We start from the raw sequence: 18,385 nt of genomic DNA on the forward strand, positions 1-18,385 counted from the left end.
AATAACGCCCTCTCTTAATAACATTTATTGGCTGTTGCATTGCTGCTTTCATACCAGTCGGTATTCGTTGCTCCACCAGACGTTGTATAGTCAGCAAAGTCGGGGTATGACGTTGTTAAATCCACTCGCTCTCTTGGCCATTGCCATTCATCGTAAATAAGCAGTGCCCATGGCATATTGTTGCTTGTTTTAAAGTATCGATCAGTGCTTGCATCACTTGTATCTTGAGCCAATTGGAAAAACTCAGTATTAAATAACTCAGTTGGTGCCTGATCAGCTAGATGTACTTCGTAATCTCGTCCTGGTGCTTGTGTAAAGCTTGGTCCGTGATAGTACCCAGGAGTTGCAAACAAAAATGGGTCATATGGCATCGCTGGCATACTCGCCGTAGCAACAGGGGTGATTAAACTAAATTGCAGCTCAAATTCAAGCCCCATATCCTCTCTACATTCGTTACTCGTTCTAAAGTAAGAACAATCATAACTAGAGACATCAATCGCATCGTTAATTAATATGAAACTGGCTTCATTCATACCCGACTCTTGCGAGGGACCATTCTGAAGTGCAGAGTTGTAATATAAACGCGTTTTTGCAGAATCAATATTCGTTGCATCGATACCTGACAACCTAACAGCAAAGCCACTATGATAACTTGCACCAACCGCAGCTAACTTGCCGCTAACAATAACTTTCGCTACCTCACCGTCTTTTAAAACCTCTGTGATTCGATATCTTAAAACTAAATCATTCATATCGTAATCAGCAGTTTCAGGCCAATTATCTTCATAAGCTAACGTAACGTAGCCACTTGCTGATGGGAAATGACGTTGTGTGGTATTGCCATCAACAATCGTAATTACATGATCTTCTACTTCACCCGACGTTGAACCGCCATAGTAAGCCAGCCCCGTTTGTTGACTGAAACGGAATCTTGTCCACGTCGCTCCGACCGTTGCATCAAATGGTACAGAAATAATAAGATTATGGTTACCAGATGCTAGCACTTCATCCGTAATAGCCTGCTCACCTTCATCCGCAAAATCTCCATCACCATTCCAATCAAACCATGCAGATAGCACCCCTGAAGTTGATGCATTTACGGTAATAACAGAATCAAGCCCAGGTTCTAATGCAGTCACAAACCCAACGCCATCTTCATCATCACTGGTAATCGTATCGTCCGAATCCGGTGATTGAGCGGCGTAGTAATCACCATCTACGCTACTACCTAACCACGTTTCATTATCTAAAGCATGACGTGCACCATTAGAGTTTAACGTCGAACCATAGCTGTCTGGCGCATCACCAAAATCAATCGTTGCAGGCTCATCAGTATCAATTAATGGGGCATTAGCGCATCGTGCTCCATCATTTTGACTAGAAAAAGGACCATCAGCGAATTTAACCGCAGGAACCGTACCCGAATCAATGATCGCTTGAGAAGATAAATTAACACGATACACTTGACCATCTTGGTTGCGTGAAAGATACAGATAACCATCTACATCAAAATACATCGCACCAAACGTACCGGTTTCTCCTGTATCACCAATATACGTTGCCGCTCCAGTAGAAATGTCAAACTCATACAAACCACCGCTGCCATTATCTACACCATATAAGTGATCATTGCTTGGGTGGAAAGCAAAATCCGTTAAGCTCACAGACGCTGTCGACGTAATTAAATCTGCAGTGAGTGCGGCATTAACATTACTATCTAAAGGAGACAGATCAATTTTATAGAAACCAGTGCCACTTCTATAAACGTAATAATGATGTTGATAAACATCCCCTACATAAAAGGTTTTATCAGAAGGAAGTCCACTAACATTCAAGGTTGTTGCTTGGAAATTTTGTCCTAAACGAACAATTGTATAATTGGTTGTGTCATACCCGTATATATATCGGTCAGTTTCATTAAAACCGACCCCATTTATATTTGAAGGCAATCCAGTATCATCTTGTAATAAACTGTTTGTCCCAGTAACTAAATTAATACCATAAACTGAAACAGGTTTGCCTTGGAATAAATACGCCTTACTTGGGCATGAATCAAAAGCAACCGCAAAGACTTTTGGGCTCAATAATACTGTCGTTAAAAAAAGTAACCGGATAAATAGATACATAGCTTGTCCCTTCTAGTTATGATGTTCTAATTACTGATCATTCAAAAGCCGTGCCAAATTTAACCTGTTGTATATTAAGGTAAAAATTAATAACAATTTAATCATTACTATAATAAAAATCATTTTGCATCCAAATAAAAACCATTTTTATTAATTATTTACATCAAGTCATCACATTCAAAAATGAAATATTCCCTCCTTCATGCTTACTCAATTCTTCGTCTTATTCTTTCTCTTTTTATAACGATGCAAACTGCATTGCAAATTGAGAACAGACGTTAATAAACCGATTGTCAAATTGATAATTAACTATAAATATTTGAAATATATAAATTATATTTATTGGCACGCTTACTGCTCTATTCAACCTATCAACACAACATAGATTTATTCTTAGGAGCTTATTATGGAACTACATCAATTTGAATCTAACACCAATACCTTAGTGCTATCAGTTCAAGGGGATATGGATGCCGTCGGTTGTCGAGATATTCAACCAACCATCGATGAAGTCATTGAGCAAGAGCACAGACAAGTAAATATCGACCTCGCTCAAGTGGCGTTTTTAGACTCTTCTGGTATCGGTGCCATTGTGTATTTATACAAACGATTGGTCGAAAAAGAACGCACAATGCAAATTCAAAATGCGCATGGCCAACCCTTAGAGTTACTTAAATTATTACGCATTGAAAATGCAATTCCAGTAAATAGCCCAACACACTAACTGCCATTTAGTTTGAATAATGGACAGTCAATCACATGGAGAGCCGTATCATGAACAGACAACAATTGCTCATTCTAAGCTTTGGATTTCTTGCTGTTTCAGGATGTACCTCATTCGCTGAACCGGGTGAAGGTGGCGAAGCAGAAAATTATCCTCAAGCCGCATTCTCTCCAGTGATGCCAGACCAACCATTAGGCCCAGAACATGGATTACGTTTTGATTGGGAGCTTGCTGCTCGTCATCTCGATATTCTTATCTTAGAAAAAGCGGAATGGTGTTTTCCGGCAACCGTTCATCAAGCAAAACAGAACGAAGCGCGTATTGCACGTGAGCTTGAAGGCGGATTACAACTGGATGCAGCCAATGACCTTATCATTCAACGAAATCTATTAGCTCGACTCGAACGCCAATTAGATTATGTAAAAAGACAAGAAACCTGTCAGCCACCTTCTGATTCAAATTCGGGTAATTCAGACATCGAGTTAGCACAAAAAATTTATGATCTTTTAAACAAAGACAACCAATTTGCTTTTAACTCTGCTGAACTAAACCCAAAATACGTGGTTAATTTATCTGAAGCTTCACAATTATTAAAAAAACACGAGGATTTCAAATTACTCATTACCGGTCACGCTGACGCCATTGGCGAAGAAGATGGCAACCAAGAACTCGCACTCAAACGAGCGAAACAAGTAAAACGCTATTTAAGTATTTTTGGTCTTTCACTCAATCGCATACATGTCGATGCTGTTGGCTCCAATGATCCTTATTTTGAAGGAACAGAGCCACACGTCAGACTAACCAACCGCCGAGTCACCATTGAGTTATTAGAACTCGACCAACCTTTAGAACTTGGACAATAAAAGAGGACAAGATCATGCGTATTCTTCATATTCTACTTATCACCATTTTGTTCTCTACTGTCTCAATGGTGCATTCAAAAACTGTCGATGATGCCGTTCGCGTCGGAGATGTAATTACCATCATGCTACCTGGTGAAGAATCGCTAAATAAAGCGTTCCAAGTAGATAAACAAGGACGCGTTATTTTACCTGAAATCGGCCCTCTATTTGTCGCAGGGAAAACCGAAGCTCAAATGGTATCAAGTGTGACTCTACGTTTAAAAACCATATTGCAAGACTTGCGTAACCTGCAAGTATTCATCAGTAAACGTCAGTTAATCATTAATATTCAAGGTTATGTAAAACAACCGGGGGAATACACATTATCAGATGGTGATTCCGTTCAATTGGCCTTGTATGCCGCAGGGGGGCTACGCTCTGGTGCCCAACTTAACCGCTTACAACTTCGTCGTTCAAACAAAGTAACAACCTTTAATTACAAAGCATTTTTGGACTCAGGGGATCAAGCGTTACTTCCTTCTCTTCAATCATTAGATACCCTGTTTATCCCAGCCTCTCCAATGGTGGGCAATATCGAACAAGAATTTGACCCATCTAAATTGTCTCAAGCGGGTGATGCAGCAGATGGTAAAAAAGCGATCAAAGTATTTGGCGAAGTAAATGCACCGGGGACTTTCTCTTACAAAGCAGGCACAAACCTTGTCGATGTATTAATGCGTGCTGGTGGCGTCACCCGTTATGCAGGTGTAGAACAAATTCGAGTTATTTCAAAAAACAAACCCGCTCTGTTCAATCTAAAACGCTATTTAGATACTGGAGATGACAGCTTATTGCCACCACTTGAAGTAGGTTCAACGATCTTTGTTCCTAAACAAGAAGAAGAAATTAAATCAGGCTCAAACATGGTCTATGTCATGGGTGAGGTAGCAAAACCGGGAGCGTTTGAGGGAAAAAAAGGCGCAACGTTTATGGATATCCTAGCAAATGCCGGAGGCCCAACTCGATTTGCAGAATCTCGCCAAATTCGTGTTATCAAATCAAATGGCGTTGTGATCAATTTTGATTTATCAGGTTATACCGAAGGCACCAACTACCAAAGACCCCCGCCGATTTCAGCCGGAGATGCGATTTTTGTTCCTGAAAAAACAGACATGAATGAAAAATCATGGTTGAAAATAGCACCAAGTCGCGCAGTACGAGTATTAGGTGAAGTACAACACCCAGGACGTATCGAATGGTCCGATGAAATGTCATTTTTGGATTTATTGGCACACGTGGGTGGCCCTACTTTACGAGGTGACACCACTCGAATTGAAATCGTAACGCCCGACAGTGATGGTAACAACCAAGTGTATACGTTTAATTTAGATTCATTTATCTCAAAAGGAAAACCTGATTCTTCATTACCAACCATTCGAGCGGGAGCGACTATTCGAGTTCATGATTTACCACAAGATCCATCAGACAACAAATCACAATGGGTTCGTCAAAGTTCAGACAGCTCTATATACGTATTCGGTCAAGTAAATGCAGCCGGTCGTTATCGCTTCACTAATGAGATGCATTTTTTAGATATTCTATCCGCCGCAGATGGTCCAACAATGGATGCCGACATTCATAATATTCGTGTCACCCATCGTGATAAAACGTACGCAAAAGTGAGTAAACTAAACTTAGCATTGTATTTTGAAACCGGTGATGAATCCCTGCTTCCTATCGTAAAAACGGGCGACACCATCTACATTCCAGAGAAAAATAGAGCGTGGGTAGATGAAAGTAAAGAAAGTACGATTCGAGTACTAGGGGCGATTAATAAACCCGGTCGTTACCGCTTTAATGACTCAATGACCTTATTAGATTTACTGGCCGAAGCGGGTGGCCCGAGCGATGTCGCTTATCTTGAAAAAATCAGTGTAGTGAATCACGCATTAGATAAAGGCCAAGCAAGAACCTTTGACCTTGTTGAATTTAGCCGAACGGCCAATTTTAGAAGTATTCCCGTCCTAAGAGCCGGAGACACAATTTATATCCCGAATAAAGACGAAAGCCTAATGGAACAAGTGCGCGTTGGGATTAAAGATGTTTTCCAAATCGTCGCTACGGTTGCCCTAATAGGAGCCTTGTAATGAAAATACCCCCATGCAGCATGGAGATTGAACAAGTCTTTTTGCAATTAGAACAACAAGAATGTCACTCACTGTGTATTACCTCAACCAACCCTGGAGAAGGGGTGACTTCATTAGCCCAAGCGTTAACAGAGCGACACTTACTGGCGGGTTATCGTACATTGTTGGTTGATCTTAATTTGCAAAACCCGAGCTTAACAGCCTTGTCTTTTTTACCAGAACAGAAGGATGAAAGCCCTCATGCTTCTCATTACCTTGCGCTTACCCAGCAAGATAATGTCGTGCTTTCAGGGCTTCCAACGCCAACAGATAAAGCAAATATAATGGAAATGCGTCAACCGAAGAATCTTAAAAAACACATAGCCCAATGGCTTACCGAGTTTGATAAAGTCATCATTGATTCGTCCGCATTATCTCAACTCAATGCTGACAGTATTCCTGCTCAAACGATCGCAGGATCGTGTGATGGAACCCTCATGGTTATCCTTTCTGGGCAAACATTACAAACCGAATTTAAAGCCGCTATAGAGACATTAGAGAGTAACAAAGCCAATATTATCGGCCATATTTTCAACGACAAATATCAACCCAGCTTTAAAAATGAATTATGTCGTGAAATCGAACGCTTACGTTTTTTACCTCATTGTTTCTCTACTAAACTAATTTCAATTATTAAAAATAACCGATTCTTATCAACAGTGGTGTAACTATGACAGATTCTATTTTACTCTTTGAAAATACCCAACCGACTTCTCTTGAAGCCATAAGAGTATTACGCCTGTCACTCTCGAAAATTCTCGATCGCCTTGATGTGCAAAAAACGGTTAAGAATCCTTGCTTATTATGCTTCTCAGAGTGGAGCACCAACCTTGTTCTCCACCCAAATAATCCAAGTAAAAGCATCACTATCGCATTAAGAAAAACCAAACATCATTGGCAACTTGATATCATCGATGATGGTGAAGCGTGGGATCCAACGGCACAACCTAGCAATACCGATATAGGCGATTTTTCATTAAAATGCGGTGGTCGTGGGATTGATATCATTCAAAGCCAAACCCATACCACCACTTACCATTCTTTTGATACTCATAACCTTTTTTCCATGACATGGATCCGTGAAAATAATCAAAAACGCCCTCATATTTTAATCGTAGAAGACGACGTCATTCAGTGTAAATTATACAGTGCTTACTTAAATCAACAGTTTGATATTACTCTGACAAACAATGGCAAAGAGGCCTTAGATTTTTTAAAAAATAATACCGTCGATCTCATTGTTTCCGATATTCAAATGCCAAAAATGGGTGGATTAGAATTACGTCAGCATTTAGAGCAAGACAAAGACATTTCGATTCCGTTTATCTTCTTATCCCACTTACAAGACACCACAACGGTGAATAGTGCCGTTGATTTGGGCATCGATGATTACCTAGAAAAACCCATTAAAAAAGATCAACTTCTTTATACTATTCAACGTGTTTTAGCTCGTTTCAATCAAGTTTATCAATCGCTATCCAAACAAGTTAACCAAAAAATCACGCACACATTATTACCACAAATAGAGATTCATTCTCCGCATTGGAAACTCGCTATCCAGCAACGGAATACCGGACATGGTGGCGGTGATTTCGTGCTCTCAATGGATGATGACGACATCACTCAGATCTTATTGGCGGATGTCATGGGGCACGATGAAAGTGCGAAATTCTTTGCTTATGCTTATGCCGGTTATATTCGAGGGTTAATGCAAAACTCAGATCTAAAGCACCCAGCACAACTTTTATCTACCCTCTCAAACAATGCGTTCAAAGACCAAATTTTGTCACAAACGATGCTGACAAGTTGTTGTGTGAGTCTTCTTAATTCAAACACGTTAGCAATCTGCAGCGCTGGACACCCACCGCCAATACACATCACAAATCGCGGCCTTAATATCATCAATGTTGAAGGTACATTGCCGGGGTTATTACCAAGCACAACGTACCAAGAAACTAAAATCACCTTACAACAAAAAGAACGTATTGCTTTTTTTACTGATGGATTGTTTGAATCCGGAGATTCTTTATCAGAACGAGAAACCCTTGAAAAAGCAGTGAAACAACAGTTAATTAATACCTTTGATTTACCTATCGAATCAGCAATGGAACAGATAATGCAAACCTTTGATTCATTAGCCGGAACACCCCCAAATGACGATGCTTTATTACTGATACTCGAAAAACAATAACACACACATTCACACCATAAACGAGCAAGGAGTTCATCATGACATTTCGACTAAAAACCATTATTGGTATTTCGATTATTCAGAGCGTCATGCTACTTGTTCTTGTCCTTAGCTCAGTAAAATTCTTATCTGACTCTAATGAGCAACAATTGGTGACCCGCTCAAATGCAACATTAACTATGTTTTCAAATGCCATAAAAGAATCGCTAAATAACGGTAATGATACCGAAACCACCAGCTTAATGCATGATCTCATTGCTCTTGGGAAAATATGTTACGTCAAAATTTATCGCCAAGATGGGACTCTTATCATTCAAGGTGGTCCAAAATTACATGAAATACCAAACCCCAACAGCCCCATTCTAAATAATGCCTCAGATGGTAGCTACGACATAGAATCCATTATTAGCAGTGACACCAAACCCATTGGACGAGTTGAAATAGGATTTGGCACCCATGGAATAAACTCATTTTTCTCCCGAGCTAAGTCATGGATATTTGCCATCGCTTTTATCGAACTTTTCATTGTTATTGGGCTTTCCTACCTACTCGGTAATCTATTAACGAAAAACCTAAACAAACTAAAAAAAGCCGTTGATACGGTGGCAAGAAAAGGCCCAGGAGAGCAATTGGAACTCACCTCAACGGGCGATTTAAATGACGTAGCAAAAGCATTTAACTCAATGTCATGCAATCTTGAGCAAAACTATCACGATCTAAGAGAAGCGCGCAGTGAAGCCGAGTCAGCGAATGAAAGTAAAGGACGATTCTTAGCATCGATGAGTCATGAAATTCGAACGCCTATGAACGCCGTCCTCGGTTTATTAGCCATACTAAAAGAAACCCGACTGAACCCAAATCAACGTGATCTCGTTGAAACTGCAACCGACTCAAGCGAGTTATTACTTTCTATCATTAATGATATTTTAGATTTCTCTCGCATGGAGGCAAACACTTTTTATCTCGATAATAAACCCTTCAACCTCCATGACTGCTTGCATCACGCTTTACATGGTTTCCAATCCCAAGCAGACAAAAAACAACTGCAATTAACCTTATCTATTTCTGATAATGTCCCTGAATATGTTTGCGGCGACGTCAATCGATTTAAACAGATCTTATTAAACCTTATTGGTAACAGTTTAAAATTCACAGACGATGGATTTATATTACTCTCTTTAGATATTCAGCCAATGGAAGACCGCTTTGTTCTAACGGGTCTTGTTAAAGACTCAGGGATCGGCATAAAAGCAGAGCAGTTAGATTTACTCTTTGAAGAGTTCACAATGGCAGATAACAGCTTCTCCCGTTCTCATGAAGGATCAGGATTGGGGCTAGCCATCACCAAACGATTAATCAATATGATGGATGGCACGATTACCGTAAAAAGCCAATATGGAGAAGGCAGTGAATTTACGTTCCATATCATGCTTGATAACACATCCGAAGAGGACATCGAATCACTAAAATCTCATAAAAATAAAACCTCCACCGCCTCTCAATGTATTTATTCCAATGCACGATTATTGGTTGTTGAAGATAATCTAGCCAACCAAGTCGTTATAAAAAACACCTTAAGTTATGCCGGCTATGCCATCGATATTGCTAATAATGGGAAAGAAGCGATCTCCATGGTGACAGACTCAGATTATGATCTTGTTTTTATGGATATTTCTATGCCAGAAATGGATGGAATGACGGCGACAAAAAAAATAAGAACCCTCTCGAAACGTCACGAAAAAATGCCGATTATTGCTTTAACCGCTCACGCACTTTCAGGAGACAAAGAACGATTCATAGACGCAGGTATGACCGACTACCTTCCAAAACCATTTAATCGAACGGCTTTGCTAGAATGCCTTGCCACTTATTTGTCTGTATCTTATGATCAAGAAAACACAATAAAAGGAAGTACTGTGGATAATAATCAGAGAGAGATAAACAAAAGCGACCCACAGCTTTTAGATGAGACCATCATTCAGCAAATTATCCGTGATACGGATGCTAGTGTAATGCCTGAATTAATTCAATTTTATATTATTGAGTCAAAAGAACGCGTAAATACCATCGTAAAAACAATCACAACAAAAGACCTTTACGCTCTCGAATTTGAAGCTCATACATTAGGAAGTAGTGCGCTAACTCTCGGAAACGTTGCCTTATCTACGATTTCACGTGAAATTGAACTACATTGTATACAACAACAGTTTGATGAAGCCATTAAGAAAGCAGCCCAATTATCAGATATTGCAATGCAATCATTCATTGCATTAGAAGAACGAAATGCACAAGGCTTCACTAATTAAAATAAAATCATAAAAATAAAAATTGCTAGGTAAAACAGGATGTTGCTTATGCTACAAAAAGTATTATTAGTCGAAGACTCCACCTCTCTTGCCATCCTTTACAAACAATATGTAAAAGATGAGCCGTACGAGTTCTTCCACGTAACCACTGGAGAGCAAGCCAAAGCTTTCATGGAAAAGAATCCACCACACTTGGTGATTCTTGATTTAAAACTGCCTGACATGTCTGGTCAGGACGTATTGGCTTGGATGAAAGAAAAAAAACTCCCAACCGCCGTCATTGTTGCTACCGCTCACGGTACCATCAATATTGCCGTCAATTTACTTCAAAGTGGGGCCGATGATTTCATTGAAAAGCCCATTCAAGCCAATCGCCTAAAAACATCAATCAGTAACCACCTAAAGCGCAATAAGTTAGAAGGGCTGGTTGAAGACCTACAAAACACCTTTAATCGTAAAAAATACCAAGGGTTTATTGGCTCAAGCTTACCAATGCAAGCGGTATACAAAATTATTGATGCCGTTGCCCCTACCACCGCCAGTGTATTCATTTATGGTGAAAGTGGGACAGGTAAAGAAGTGTGTGCCGAAGCCATTCATTATCAAAGTAAACGTAATAACAAACCTTTTGTTGCCATTAACTGTGGTGCAATCCCTAGAGACTTAATGGAAAGTGAAATATTTGGTCACGTAAAAGGCGCATTTACTGGTGCAACAACCGATCGAAAGGGCGCGGCCATGATGGCCAATGGCGGCACGCTATTTTTAGATGAGTTGTGTGAAATGGAATTAGAAATGCAGAAAAAATTGCTGCGTTTTCTACAAACGGGTCGATTCACGCCATTAGGTGGCAGTAAAGAACTGAGCACAGATTTACGTATTATTTGTGCGACCAACCGAGACCCTCTAACCGAAGTCAACGAAGGTCGATTCAGAGAAGATTTATATTATCGTGTTCATGTGGTTCCTATCGAAATGCCCCCACTTCGTGATCGCGGAACGGACATTATTGATATCGCGGTTTTCTTCTTAAAAAAATACGCCAAAGAAGACAAAAAGAAATTCATCGCAATGAAGCAAGACGTTGAACTGCGCTTATGTAATTACGCATGGCCAGGCAATGTCCGTCAATTACAAAATATTATTCGTAATGTTGTGGTCTTACATAACAGTACCCATGTTGTTCTTGACCAATTACCACCACCATTGAATCAAGCCACTCAACCAAAAGTAAAACAGGCGACTATTCAACGTCATATCGTAGCAAAAGAAATCAATAACGTGGCTCCAATAGCACCGATGTCAGTAGAGCCTCTTCATACCGAAACGTCGGAACCAGATAATTCATCAATACAAACCAATTCAGTAACGTGGGATCACAGTGCTATCCGTCCAATGGCCGACATTGAACGAGAAGTGATTCAAAATGCCATTGATCATTGTGACGGTAACGTTCTCAACGCCGCGGTTCTTCTTGAACTAAGCCCATCGACCCTATATCGTAAAAAACAAGCATGGGAAGCCGATGAAGAGACAGAACAGTAATACGGCAGCCCCTCATCACTCCCATACCTCGCCTTATGAGGTATGGCTTTTGCTTGATAGCCGTGATTTTGGTGGCATTGAATCCCATGTGTTGCAACTTGCACAAGGGTTAGCCACCGTTAACTGCGTCGTTACTGTCGTTTTTTTATCCCGCTATAAAACGGAACATCCTTTACTAACGGCGCTGACTAACGCCAATATCTCTTATCATTTTCTTGATGGGAAATTCATGTCGTTATTGCATTACACTCAACAACATCCTCCCACTGTCATACACTCTCATGGATATAAAGCGGCCATCTATTCACGGTTATTACGCCTATCTTTGCTGCTATCCTCTCATAACGTACGTTTTATTAATACTTTCCACGCAGGAGAAATTGGTTCAGGAAAACTACGTTGGTATGATCGAATTGATCGATGGAGTGCGGCGTTAAGTCATCATAATTTTGCGGTAAGTAAACAGATAAAACAGCGCGTACACACTCCAATAACCGTATTAAATAACTTTATATCTACGGATCAATTATCCCTTTCTAACGGAAAAGAAATTGCCTTTGTCGGACGATTAAGCCATGAAAAAGCCCCCGACCGATTCCTTCAATTAGCACAACAACACCCTAAACACGATTTTCACATTTACGGTTCAGGACCAATGGAAAACGGCATCGCTCAACAAGCCCCTATCAATCTCATACTTCATGGACACCAATCCACAATGGAGCCCATTTGGAAAGAGATCGGATTACTCGTTATTTGCTCACGTTATGAAGGATTACCCATGGCGGCATTAGAAGCAATGGGGCGAGGTATTCCTATCATTTCTACCCCTGTAGGCAACATGAGTAAATTGATTACTCAAGATAACAATGGATGGATCGTGGAACCCGATGACCTATCCGCACAACTCCAATATTGGTTTGACTTAGATGACTCAAATAAGGCGACCATTCAAGCATCCGCACAGCAAACCATTCAAACCGACTTTTCTACGCAAGCCATTATCCCTCAAGTATTTGCGATTTACGCCCATACGTAATGCTTCTCAAATTGAATATCGCGATTCTCAATTTGAGAAAAACACAAACAAAATAAAATATAATAATAAAAATCAATGAGATAAAAACGCATTCGAGTTGGCACTCCCTTTGCTCTATTCCTTATATCAAGAATTTTCGATAAGAAGGAAGGTGATGAGATGTCAACCAAATCAAAAACAACATTATTGTTTGTGCATTATGGCGACGATTGGATCAGAGGCAGTGAAATCTGCTTGATTAATCTCATCAAAAGCATCAATCATCAAAAATTTGAGTGCATCCTTTGGTGTAACCAACAGCGCCTTGCCGATGAAGTAAACAAGCAAGTCAGCGCCGTTTATGTTACCCCCTTCACTTTATTATTAGGGTGGAAAGCACCTAAATTCTCATTATCTAATTGGTATCAGCTATACCAACAAGGCAAAGAGATTGTGGATGCTCATCAGGTTGACTTAATTCACTGTAACAGTGCCGCACCATGTCAGTGGATGAACCCAGTGGCACGCCACACTCACACCCCTTTAAGTACTCACTTACACACCCAATACCCGCTTCGTGACCGCTTAACCTTGGGCATTCATTTTAGCCCTAGCCTTATTACGGTAAGTAACGCGATAGGTGAAGAATTGCTTCATGATGGATACAACCGAAAAAACCTAACCGTTATCCCTAATGGTATTGATACGACAAAATTAAATGCTCAACGCACAACCCCATTACGTCAACAACTAGGGATAGACAGTAGCGCCTTTGTTTTGGCAACATCAGGATCATTAATTCATAGAAAAGGCGTTGATCTAATTATTGATAGCTTGCATAAATTGGATGCTGTCATGCTTAACATTCATTTGATTGTTATCGGCGAAGGAGAAGAACGAGCACAATTAGAGCAACAAGCAAACCACCTTCAACTCCATAATAATATTCATTTTTTAGGCGAACGAGACAACGTTGTTGGTCTTTTAAAAAGTGGCATGGATGCTTATATTAGCGGGGCAAGAGACGAAGCCTTTGGCCTTGCCCTTATCGAAGCTTCTTTAGCAAAATTACCCGTCATTGCACCGATGGTTGGGGGGATCCCAGAAGTCATTTCTCATTATGATACGGGATTTCTCACTCAACCAAACGACAGTGAATCATTTGCAAAAGCGATCATGGTTTTTATTCAAAATCCACGTTTAGCAAAAGAGATGGGAGTCAAAGGAAAAGAAATTGTATATCGAAACTTCACTTTGTCTGAATACGCAAAACAATTTGAAAAACACTACGAACAACAACTAAGTACCTCAAATAAAGAGACTTACTCTCGACCATTACGGGCCGCAATTACGCCTATTTTCAGTCGTCTACGCTATATGTCCACACTGTTTTTTCATCATCATATTGTCTCTCGCTTTGGTGTAAATGAAACCCTAAGTAAGGAGACTCATCATGAATAAATCCAATCATATTTTGGTTCTCGACCCGATTGCTTATGCCGGAGGCTCAAAAGTCGCCACTCGCGAAATGTTGGACTTACTCGATAGAAAAAGCAATCACATCACTATTCTTACCGCGAACCCGTGTTCTTGGCTATTAAGAAATGTCGAAATAGTGAAAATGTCCCACCCAAACTGGCTTCCTTTGTCAGAACAGGGAAAAGGGTATTGGCTAAGACAATTCTATTTTTGTTTTTGGCTAATTTACACTCGAATTTTTTATGGAAAAATACACATTGCTGTAGGTGCTTCAGGGCCGGGAATTGATATGCCAATCTACTTGATGAAATGGCTATTTGGTTACCAAATTACTCAACTTATTCATGGACCCGTTGGGTTGTCACGATCCATTGGATTGTGCCTTTGCCATGCCGAACATGTCTTCTATTTAAAAAGCGCTTTTCCTTCATTAGTTGCGGCCATCAAACAAGTATGGCGAAAAGAATCAGAGCACATTCAGCAACAAAAACAAGAAGACTTACTTGCCACTCATCACTTTGATTCTTTCGTAAATGGAATTGGTAAAAAAAATCTACCTTCACAATGTCAATATCAATCACCGCACGTATTTTGGGCGGCTTCAACGTTAAAATGGAAAGGACTCGATTTATTACTTGAAGCCATTAATTCAACGCCAAAGGATCAAAGAACACCAACAAGCATTTGCTATTTAACACCAGAAAACAATGTATTACCGACCACATCTGTACCACAAGAGATAAAAGGTATTCGTTGGTATCACCAACCATCAAATCTAAACGCATTACGAAAAAGCAGTAATATTTTTGTCTCAACAAGTCATCAAGAACCTTTCGGTCTTTCTATTTTAGAAGCGTTAATAGCAGGGATGTGCGTCATCATTCCTTCAGATGGCGCATTTTGGGATCTCGTTTTAACGCATAACGAGAACTGCCTAAAATACCAACCTAATGATATTAAAACCCTGCAGCAACGAATCGCTCAAGCCAGCACCCAACCGAGCCTCTTAAAAAAATTAGGTACATCGGGCGCTCATCTTGCTCAAGGCTACCGTGCAGAACATTGTTACTTAGCCATTACACAAGCAATGGAAAAAAAATCACACTCCATGATCAAGTTAAATGAGGTGAAACAATGAACCTATTTCCTTTATCACCCGCACTAAAAAACATGACACTGTATGGCAGCAGCATTATTTTGATGAAAGGGGTTTCCTTATTCATGCTCCCTTATGTCGCTAATCATATTCCACAATCAGAATTAGGCCGTTTAGAGCTATTGTCAACGTTCGCGATGGTATTAAGTGTCATATTAGGCTTATCACTTCACGAAGCGTTATATCGATTTGCAGGCGCAGAACAAGACCCACATCAGAAACGAAAAATAACCGCCGAGATCTTCACCTTAACCATGATTGTTGCTTGTATTTCTTTGCCCATCATTTGGTTAATCAGCCCTTTTATTAGTGAAATAAAGCCAGAATACGCCACAACTATTGAGCTTGAATTATTATTGATGGTATTGGCGTTTGAAGGGGTAGTTGCCGTCGTTCTTGCCTCCCTAAGAATGCGAGACAAAGCGGGTTTATTTTTTATCATCACAACAGGGCGCGCTTTTTTACAAGTGGTATTAACCGTCGCCGTGCTACAACAAGGTTATGGCGTTACCGCCATTTTATTGGTTGGTTTTATCGCTGCGAGTCTTCAAATTATCGCGTTAATTTATCTTCAAGTAAAAGAAAATAAGAAGGTTAACAATACCTCTCACATCTATAATCCAGAAAGGATTTCACAGTGTTTACATTACGCTTTACCCCTAACCGCCAGTGGACTCATAGCCTTTGGTTTAAACGGATTTGAACGCTGGGTACTAGTTGATAACACCTCATTAAATGACGTTGCTCTTTATGCGGTGGCTCTAAAATTCTCACTCGCATTGACCTTGTTAATGCAGCCTTTCTGCATGTGGTGGATGCCAAAACGCTTTGATTATTTACAAGCTAAAGGAGAAGACATTACAGCAAAAATGACACAAACCAGTTTGGTATTGTTATGCACTTTAACCATCATCGTCAGCTATTTAGCACCGTTACTTATCGAAGCATTAATGCCAGTCAGCTACCTCCAAGCAAAATCCATCGTGATTGCCTTGATCATCGTTGCGGCAATTAAAGAAATGAATGAACTCATCAACATTGGCGCACTAGCAAAGAAAGAAACAAAAAAATTATTATGGATTAATAGCTTATCGACTGCTTTGGGGATGTTCTTAATCATTATGTTTACCCCTAATTATGGCATGACAGGCGTTCTAGGTTCATTAATCGTCGCACAGAGTATCAAAATGGTCGCTACCTATTTTCTTTCTCAACACAGTCATTTATTACCTTATTCACTGAAAAAAATGACCTTATTATTTATATTTACGGGAGGTTCTGTACTACTTAGTTTGTCTGGATTATCAAGCATGATGCATCTGTTACTCGGCATTGCATGTACCGTAATCTGCGTATTTATCGCTTCTATACTAAAATTAATTATCTTGCCTGACAGCAAAGAAGATAAAGAGGTTTTATGATAAATAACAACACGCCACTTCAATCAAAACCATTGCAATGGTTTACAGCAATTACCTGCTCAATTTTAGCAGGTATATTGTGGCGTTTGTTTCCTCATCCAGCCTTAATTATCGTATTAGGCATACTGCCACTTGCTGTGCTTTATGTTCTTAATCGTCCATTTTTAATGGTACTGTTTTTTGTTATTTTCTCTTTTTTCCGCATTCATGAAGTGTTCCCTCAGATTTATAATCTAAAAATCCCATTATTACTCTCTCTCAGCTCTTTAGCTGCCTTAATTTGGCAGGTGGGCATTACAAAGCAAATAAAACTGTTTTGGTGTAAAGAATTTACATTACTAACCTGTTTTCTTATTTTGGTTATCATTGGTATCATTTTTTCTGGAAACCGTCCTATCGCTATTGAGTATTTCAAAAATATCTATTGGAAAATAATACTCATGACCTTTGCGATAGCGATACTCATTCGTAGTCCACAACAACTGGCTTTTACCTTAAAAGCCATCACCATTGCGGGGGTTCTCGTTGGATTAATTGCGATTCAAAATAAATTGGGCGGTATTGGGCTTGTAGAAGGAACTCGAGTCACTATTGGTCGAGAATTAGGCTCAATGCTTGGAGATCCAAACGATCTTGCCTTAGTACTTATGTTTCCAACCTCATTTGCCGTTGGTTTATTAGTGACGCATCAATTACCTTGGCATCAACGACTCATTGGGTTTATCGCTATTCCTATTCTCTTTTGGGCTGTAATGGCTACGCAAAGTCGAGGTGGATTACTAGGAATGATCGCTGTATTCGGAATTTATGGATTACAACGTATAAAATCGAAGGTGCTACTGCTTTCTATTGCCATTGCCGCAGGCAGTATTTTATTTTTTATTGCTGGTATTTCAGAACGATCATCAGGTGGAGCGGCTGAAGCCGGTATAGATGCCTCCGCCATGGGACGTTTATACGCATGGGAAGCTGCGTTCAAAATGGCGGTCAGTAATCCATTAACCGGTGTTGGATTAGATAACTTTTACGCCAATTACTTTTATTACAGCCCTCATTGGGACGGATTAAATCATGCAGTACACAGTACATGGTTTGGTGTATTGGCTGAAACTGGTTTTCTTGGTTTAGCTATATTCATTAGCTTGGTCATTGTCTTAATCAGAAAAGCAAACCGAACCTTACAAGCCGTAAAATTGGTGCAAAATAAGATCGACCCCGCAATTTATACCAGTGCACAAGCAGTATTTGCAGGCTTAATCGGTACGATTGTCTCTGGTACCTTCTTAACTCAAGGCTTTAACTGGCCGATTTACATTTTGGCAGCGTTAGTGGTCGCCGTAAGTAAAACCAGTGAGATCGCCTTAGCCGAATTAAATAAATCAACGTCATAA

General features: G+C 40.0%; 13 protein-coding genes. 12 read left to right on the forward strand and 1 reads right to left on the reverse strand.

The window, feature by feature from the left end; genetic code table 11:
* Nucleotides 1–14: 14 nt before the first annotated feature.
* On the reverse strand, nucleotides 15–2,126 hold the full coding sequence (locus A6E04_RS09540; protein ID WP_065611077.1) for an LruC domain-containing protein: 2,112 nt from the start codon (nucleotides 2,124–2,126) through the stop codon (nucleotides 15–17).
* 406 nt (nucleotides 2,127–2,532) lie between these two features.
* On the opposite strand from A6E04_RS09540, the gene A6E04_RS09545 reads away from it, so the two are divergent.
* The 12 genes from A6E04_RS09545 to A6E04_RS09600 all read left to right on the forward strand — a co-directional run bounded on the left by A6E04_RS09545 (nucleotide 2,533) and on the right by A6E04_RS09600 (nucleotide 18,385).
* A complete protein-coding gene (locus A6E04_RS09545) occupies nucleotides 2,533–2,850 on the forward strand; it encodes an STAS domain-containing protein (protein WP_017023561.1) in 318 nt (105 codons plus the stop codon).
* Between the two features lie 35 nt (nucleotides 2,851–2,885).
* Nucleotides 2,886–3,713, forward strand: coding sequence for an OmpA family protein (locus A6E04_RS09550; RefSeq protein WP_017023560.1), 828 nt, complete (start codon nucleotides 2,886–2,888; stop codon nucleotides 3,711–3,713).
* A gap of 14 nt (nucleotides 3,714–3,727) precedes the next feature.
* Nucleotides 3,728–5,839 carry an SLBB domain-containing protein gene (locus tag A6E04_RS09555; protein ID WP_065611079.1) on the forward strand — a complete coding sequence of 704 codons (2,112 nt, stop codon included), beginning with the start codon at nucleotides 3,728–3,730 and terminating at the stop codon, nucleotides 5,837–5,839.
* Entirely contained in the window at nucleotides 5,839–6,546 is a 708-nt protein-coding gene (locus tag A6E04_RS09560) for a CpsD/CapB family tyrosine-protein kinase (RefSeq protein WP_065611081.1), read from the forward strand. Before A6E04_RS09555 ends, A6E04_RS09560 begins: the two co-directional genes overlap by 1 nt.
* A 2-nt stretch (nucleotides 6,547–6,548) precedes the next feature.
* Nucleotides 6,549–8,069: a SpoIIE family protein phosphatase gene (locus A6E04_RS09565; RefSeq protein ID WP_065611083.1), complete on the forward strand. Its 1,521-nt coding sequence runs from the start codon at nucleotides 6,549–6,551 to the stop codon at nucleotides 8,067–8,069.
* Nucleotides 8,070–8,107: 38 nt separating this feature from the next.
* On the forward strand, nucleotides 8,108–10,375 hold the full coding sequence (locus A6E04_RS09570) for a HAMP domain-containing hybrid sensor histidine kinase/response regulator (RefSeq protein WP_065611085.1): 2,268 nt from the start codon (nucleotides 8,108–8,110) through the stop codon (nucleotides 10,373–10,375).
* A 48-nt stretch (nucleotides 10,376–10,423) separates the two neighbouring features.
* On the forward strand, nucleotides 10,424–11,920 hold the full coding sequence (locus A6E04_RS09575) for a sigma-54-dependent transcriptional regulator (protein WP_065611272.1): 1,497 nt from the start codon (nucleotides 10,424–10,426) through the stop codon (nucleotides 11,918–11,920).
* Nucleotides 11,901–12,959 carry a glycosyltransferase family 4 protein gene (locus A6E04_RS09580; RefSeq protein ID WP_065611087.1) on the forward strand — a complete coding sequence of 353 codons (1,059 nt, stop codon included), beginning with the start codon at nucleotides 11,901–11,903 and terminating at the stop codon, nucleotides 12,957–12,959. Before A6E04_RS09575 ends, A6E04_RS09580 begins: the two co-directional genes overlap by 20 nt.
* Before the next feature lie 159 nt (nucleotides 12,960–13,118).
* Nucleotides 13,119–14,399, forward strand: a complete 1,281-nt coding sequence (locus A6E04_RS09585) for a glycosyltransferase family 4 protein (protein WP_065611089.1) — start codon at nucleotides 13,119–13,121, stop codon at nucleotides 14,397–14,399.
* The gene (locus A6E04_RS09590; protein ID WP_065611091.1) at nucleotides 14,392–15,555 is read left to right on the forward strand and encodes a glycosyltransferase family 4 protein; all 1,164 of its coding nucleotides are present in this window, start codon (nucleotides 14,392–14,394) and stop codon (nucleotides 15,553–15,555) included. Before A6E04_RS09585 ends, A6E04_RS09590 begins: the two co-directional genes overlap by 8 nt.
* Nucleotides 15,552–16,994 carry a lipopolysaccharide biosynthesis protein gene (locus A6E04_RS09595; protein WP_065611093.1) on the forward strand — a complete coding sequence of 481 codons (1,443 nt, stop codon included), beginning with the start codon at nucleotides 15,552–15,554 and terminating at the stop codon, nucleotides 16,992–16,994. Before A6E04_RS09590 ends, A6E04_RS09595 begins: the two co-directional genes overlap by 4 nt.
* Complete coding sequence (locus A6E04_RS09600; RefSeq protein ID WP_065611095.1) at nucleotides 16,991–18,385, forward strand: O-antigen ligase family protein; 1,395 nt, start codon at nucleotides 16,991–16,993, stop codon at nucleotides 18,383–18,385. The genes A6E04_RS09595 and A6E04_RS09600 overlap by 4 nt, the downstream gene beginning before the upstream one ends.

This window comes from Aliivibrio logei (assembly GCF_001691055.1).
Lineage (GTDB): Bacteria > Pseudomonadota > Gammaproteobacteria > Enterobacterales > Vibrionaceae > Aliivibrio > Aliivibrio salmonicida.

Bases quoted from the DNA above. Each gene is read 5' to 3' on its own strand.
- A6E04_RS09570 (WP_065611085.1), top strand. From the start codon at position 8,108: ATGACATTTCGACTAAAAACCATTATTGGTATTTCGATTATTCAGAGC.
- A6E04_RS09560 (WP_065611081.1), top strand. From the start codon at position 5,839: ATGAAAATACCCCCATGCAGCATGGAGATTGAACAAGTCTTTTTGCAA.
- A6E04_RS09600 (WP_065611095.1), top strand. From the start codon at position 16,991: ATGATAAATAACAACACGCCACTTCAATCAAAACCATTGCAATGGTTT.
- A6E04_RS09590 (WP_065611091.1), top strand. From the start codon at position 14,392: ATGAATAAATCCAATCATATTTTGGTTCTCGACCCGATTGCTTATGCC.
- A6E04_RS09550 (WP_017023560.1), top strand. From the start codon at position 2,886: ATGGAGAGCCGTATCATGAACAGACAACAATTGCTCATTCTAAGCTTT.
- A6E04_RS09565 (WP_065611083.1), top strand. From the start codon at position 6,549: ATGACAGATTCTATTTTACTCTTTGAAAATACCCAACCGACTTCTCTT.
- A6E04_RS09585 (WP_065611089.1), top strand. From the start codon at position 13,119: ATGTCAACCAAATCAAAAACAACATTATTGTTTGTGCATTATGGCGAC.
- A6E04_RS09555 (WP_065611079.1), top strand. From the start codon at position 3,728: ATGCGTATTCTTCATATTCTACTTATCACCATTTTGTTCTCTACTGTC.
- A6E04_RS09540 (WP_065611077.1), bottom strand. From the start codon at position 2,126: ATGTATCTATTTATCCGGTTACTTTTTTTAACGACAGTATTATTGAGC.
- A6E04_RS09545 (WP_017023561.1), top strand. From the start codon at position 2,533: ATGGAACTACATCAATTTGAATCTAACACCAATACCTTAGTGCTATCA.
- A6E04_RS09575 (WP_065611272.1), top strand. From the start codon at position 10,424: ATGCTACAAAAAGTATTATTAGTCGAAGACTCCACCTCTCTTGCCATC.
- A6E04_RS09580 (WP_065611087.1), top strand. From the start codon at position 11,901: ATGAAGAGACAGAACAGTAATACGGCAGCCCCTCATCACTCCCATACC.
- A6E04_RS09595 (WP_065611093.1), top strand. From the start codon at position 15,552: ATGAACCTATTTCCTTTATCACCCGCACTAAAAAACATGACACTGTAT.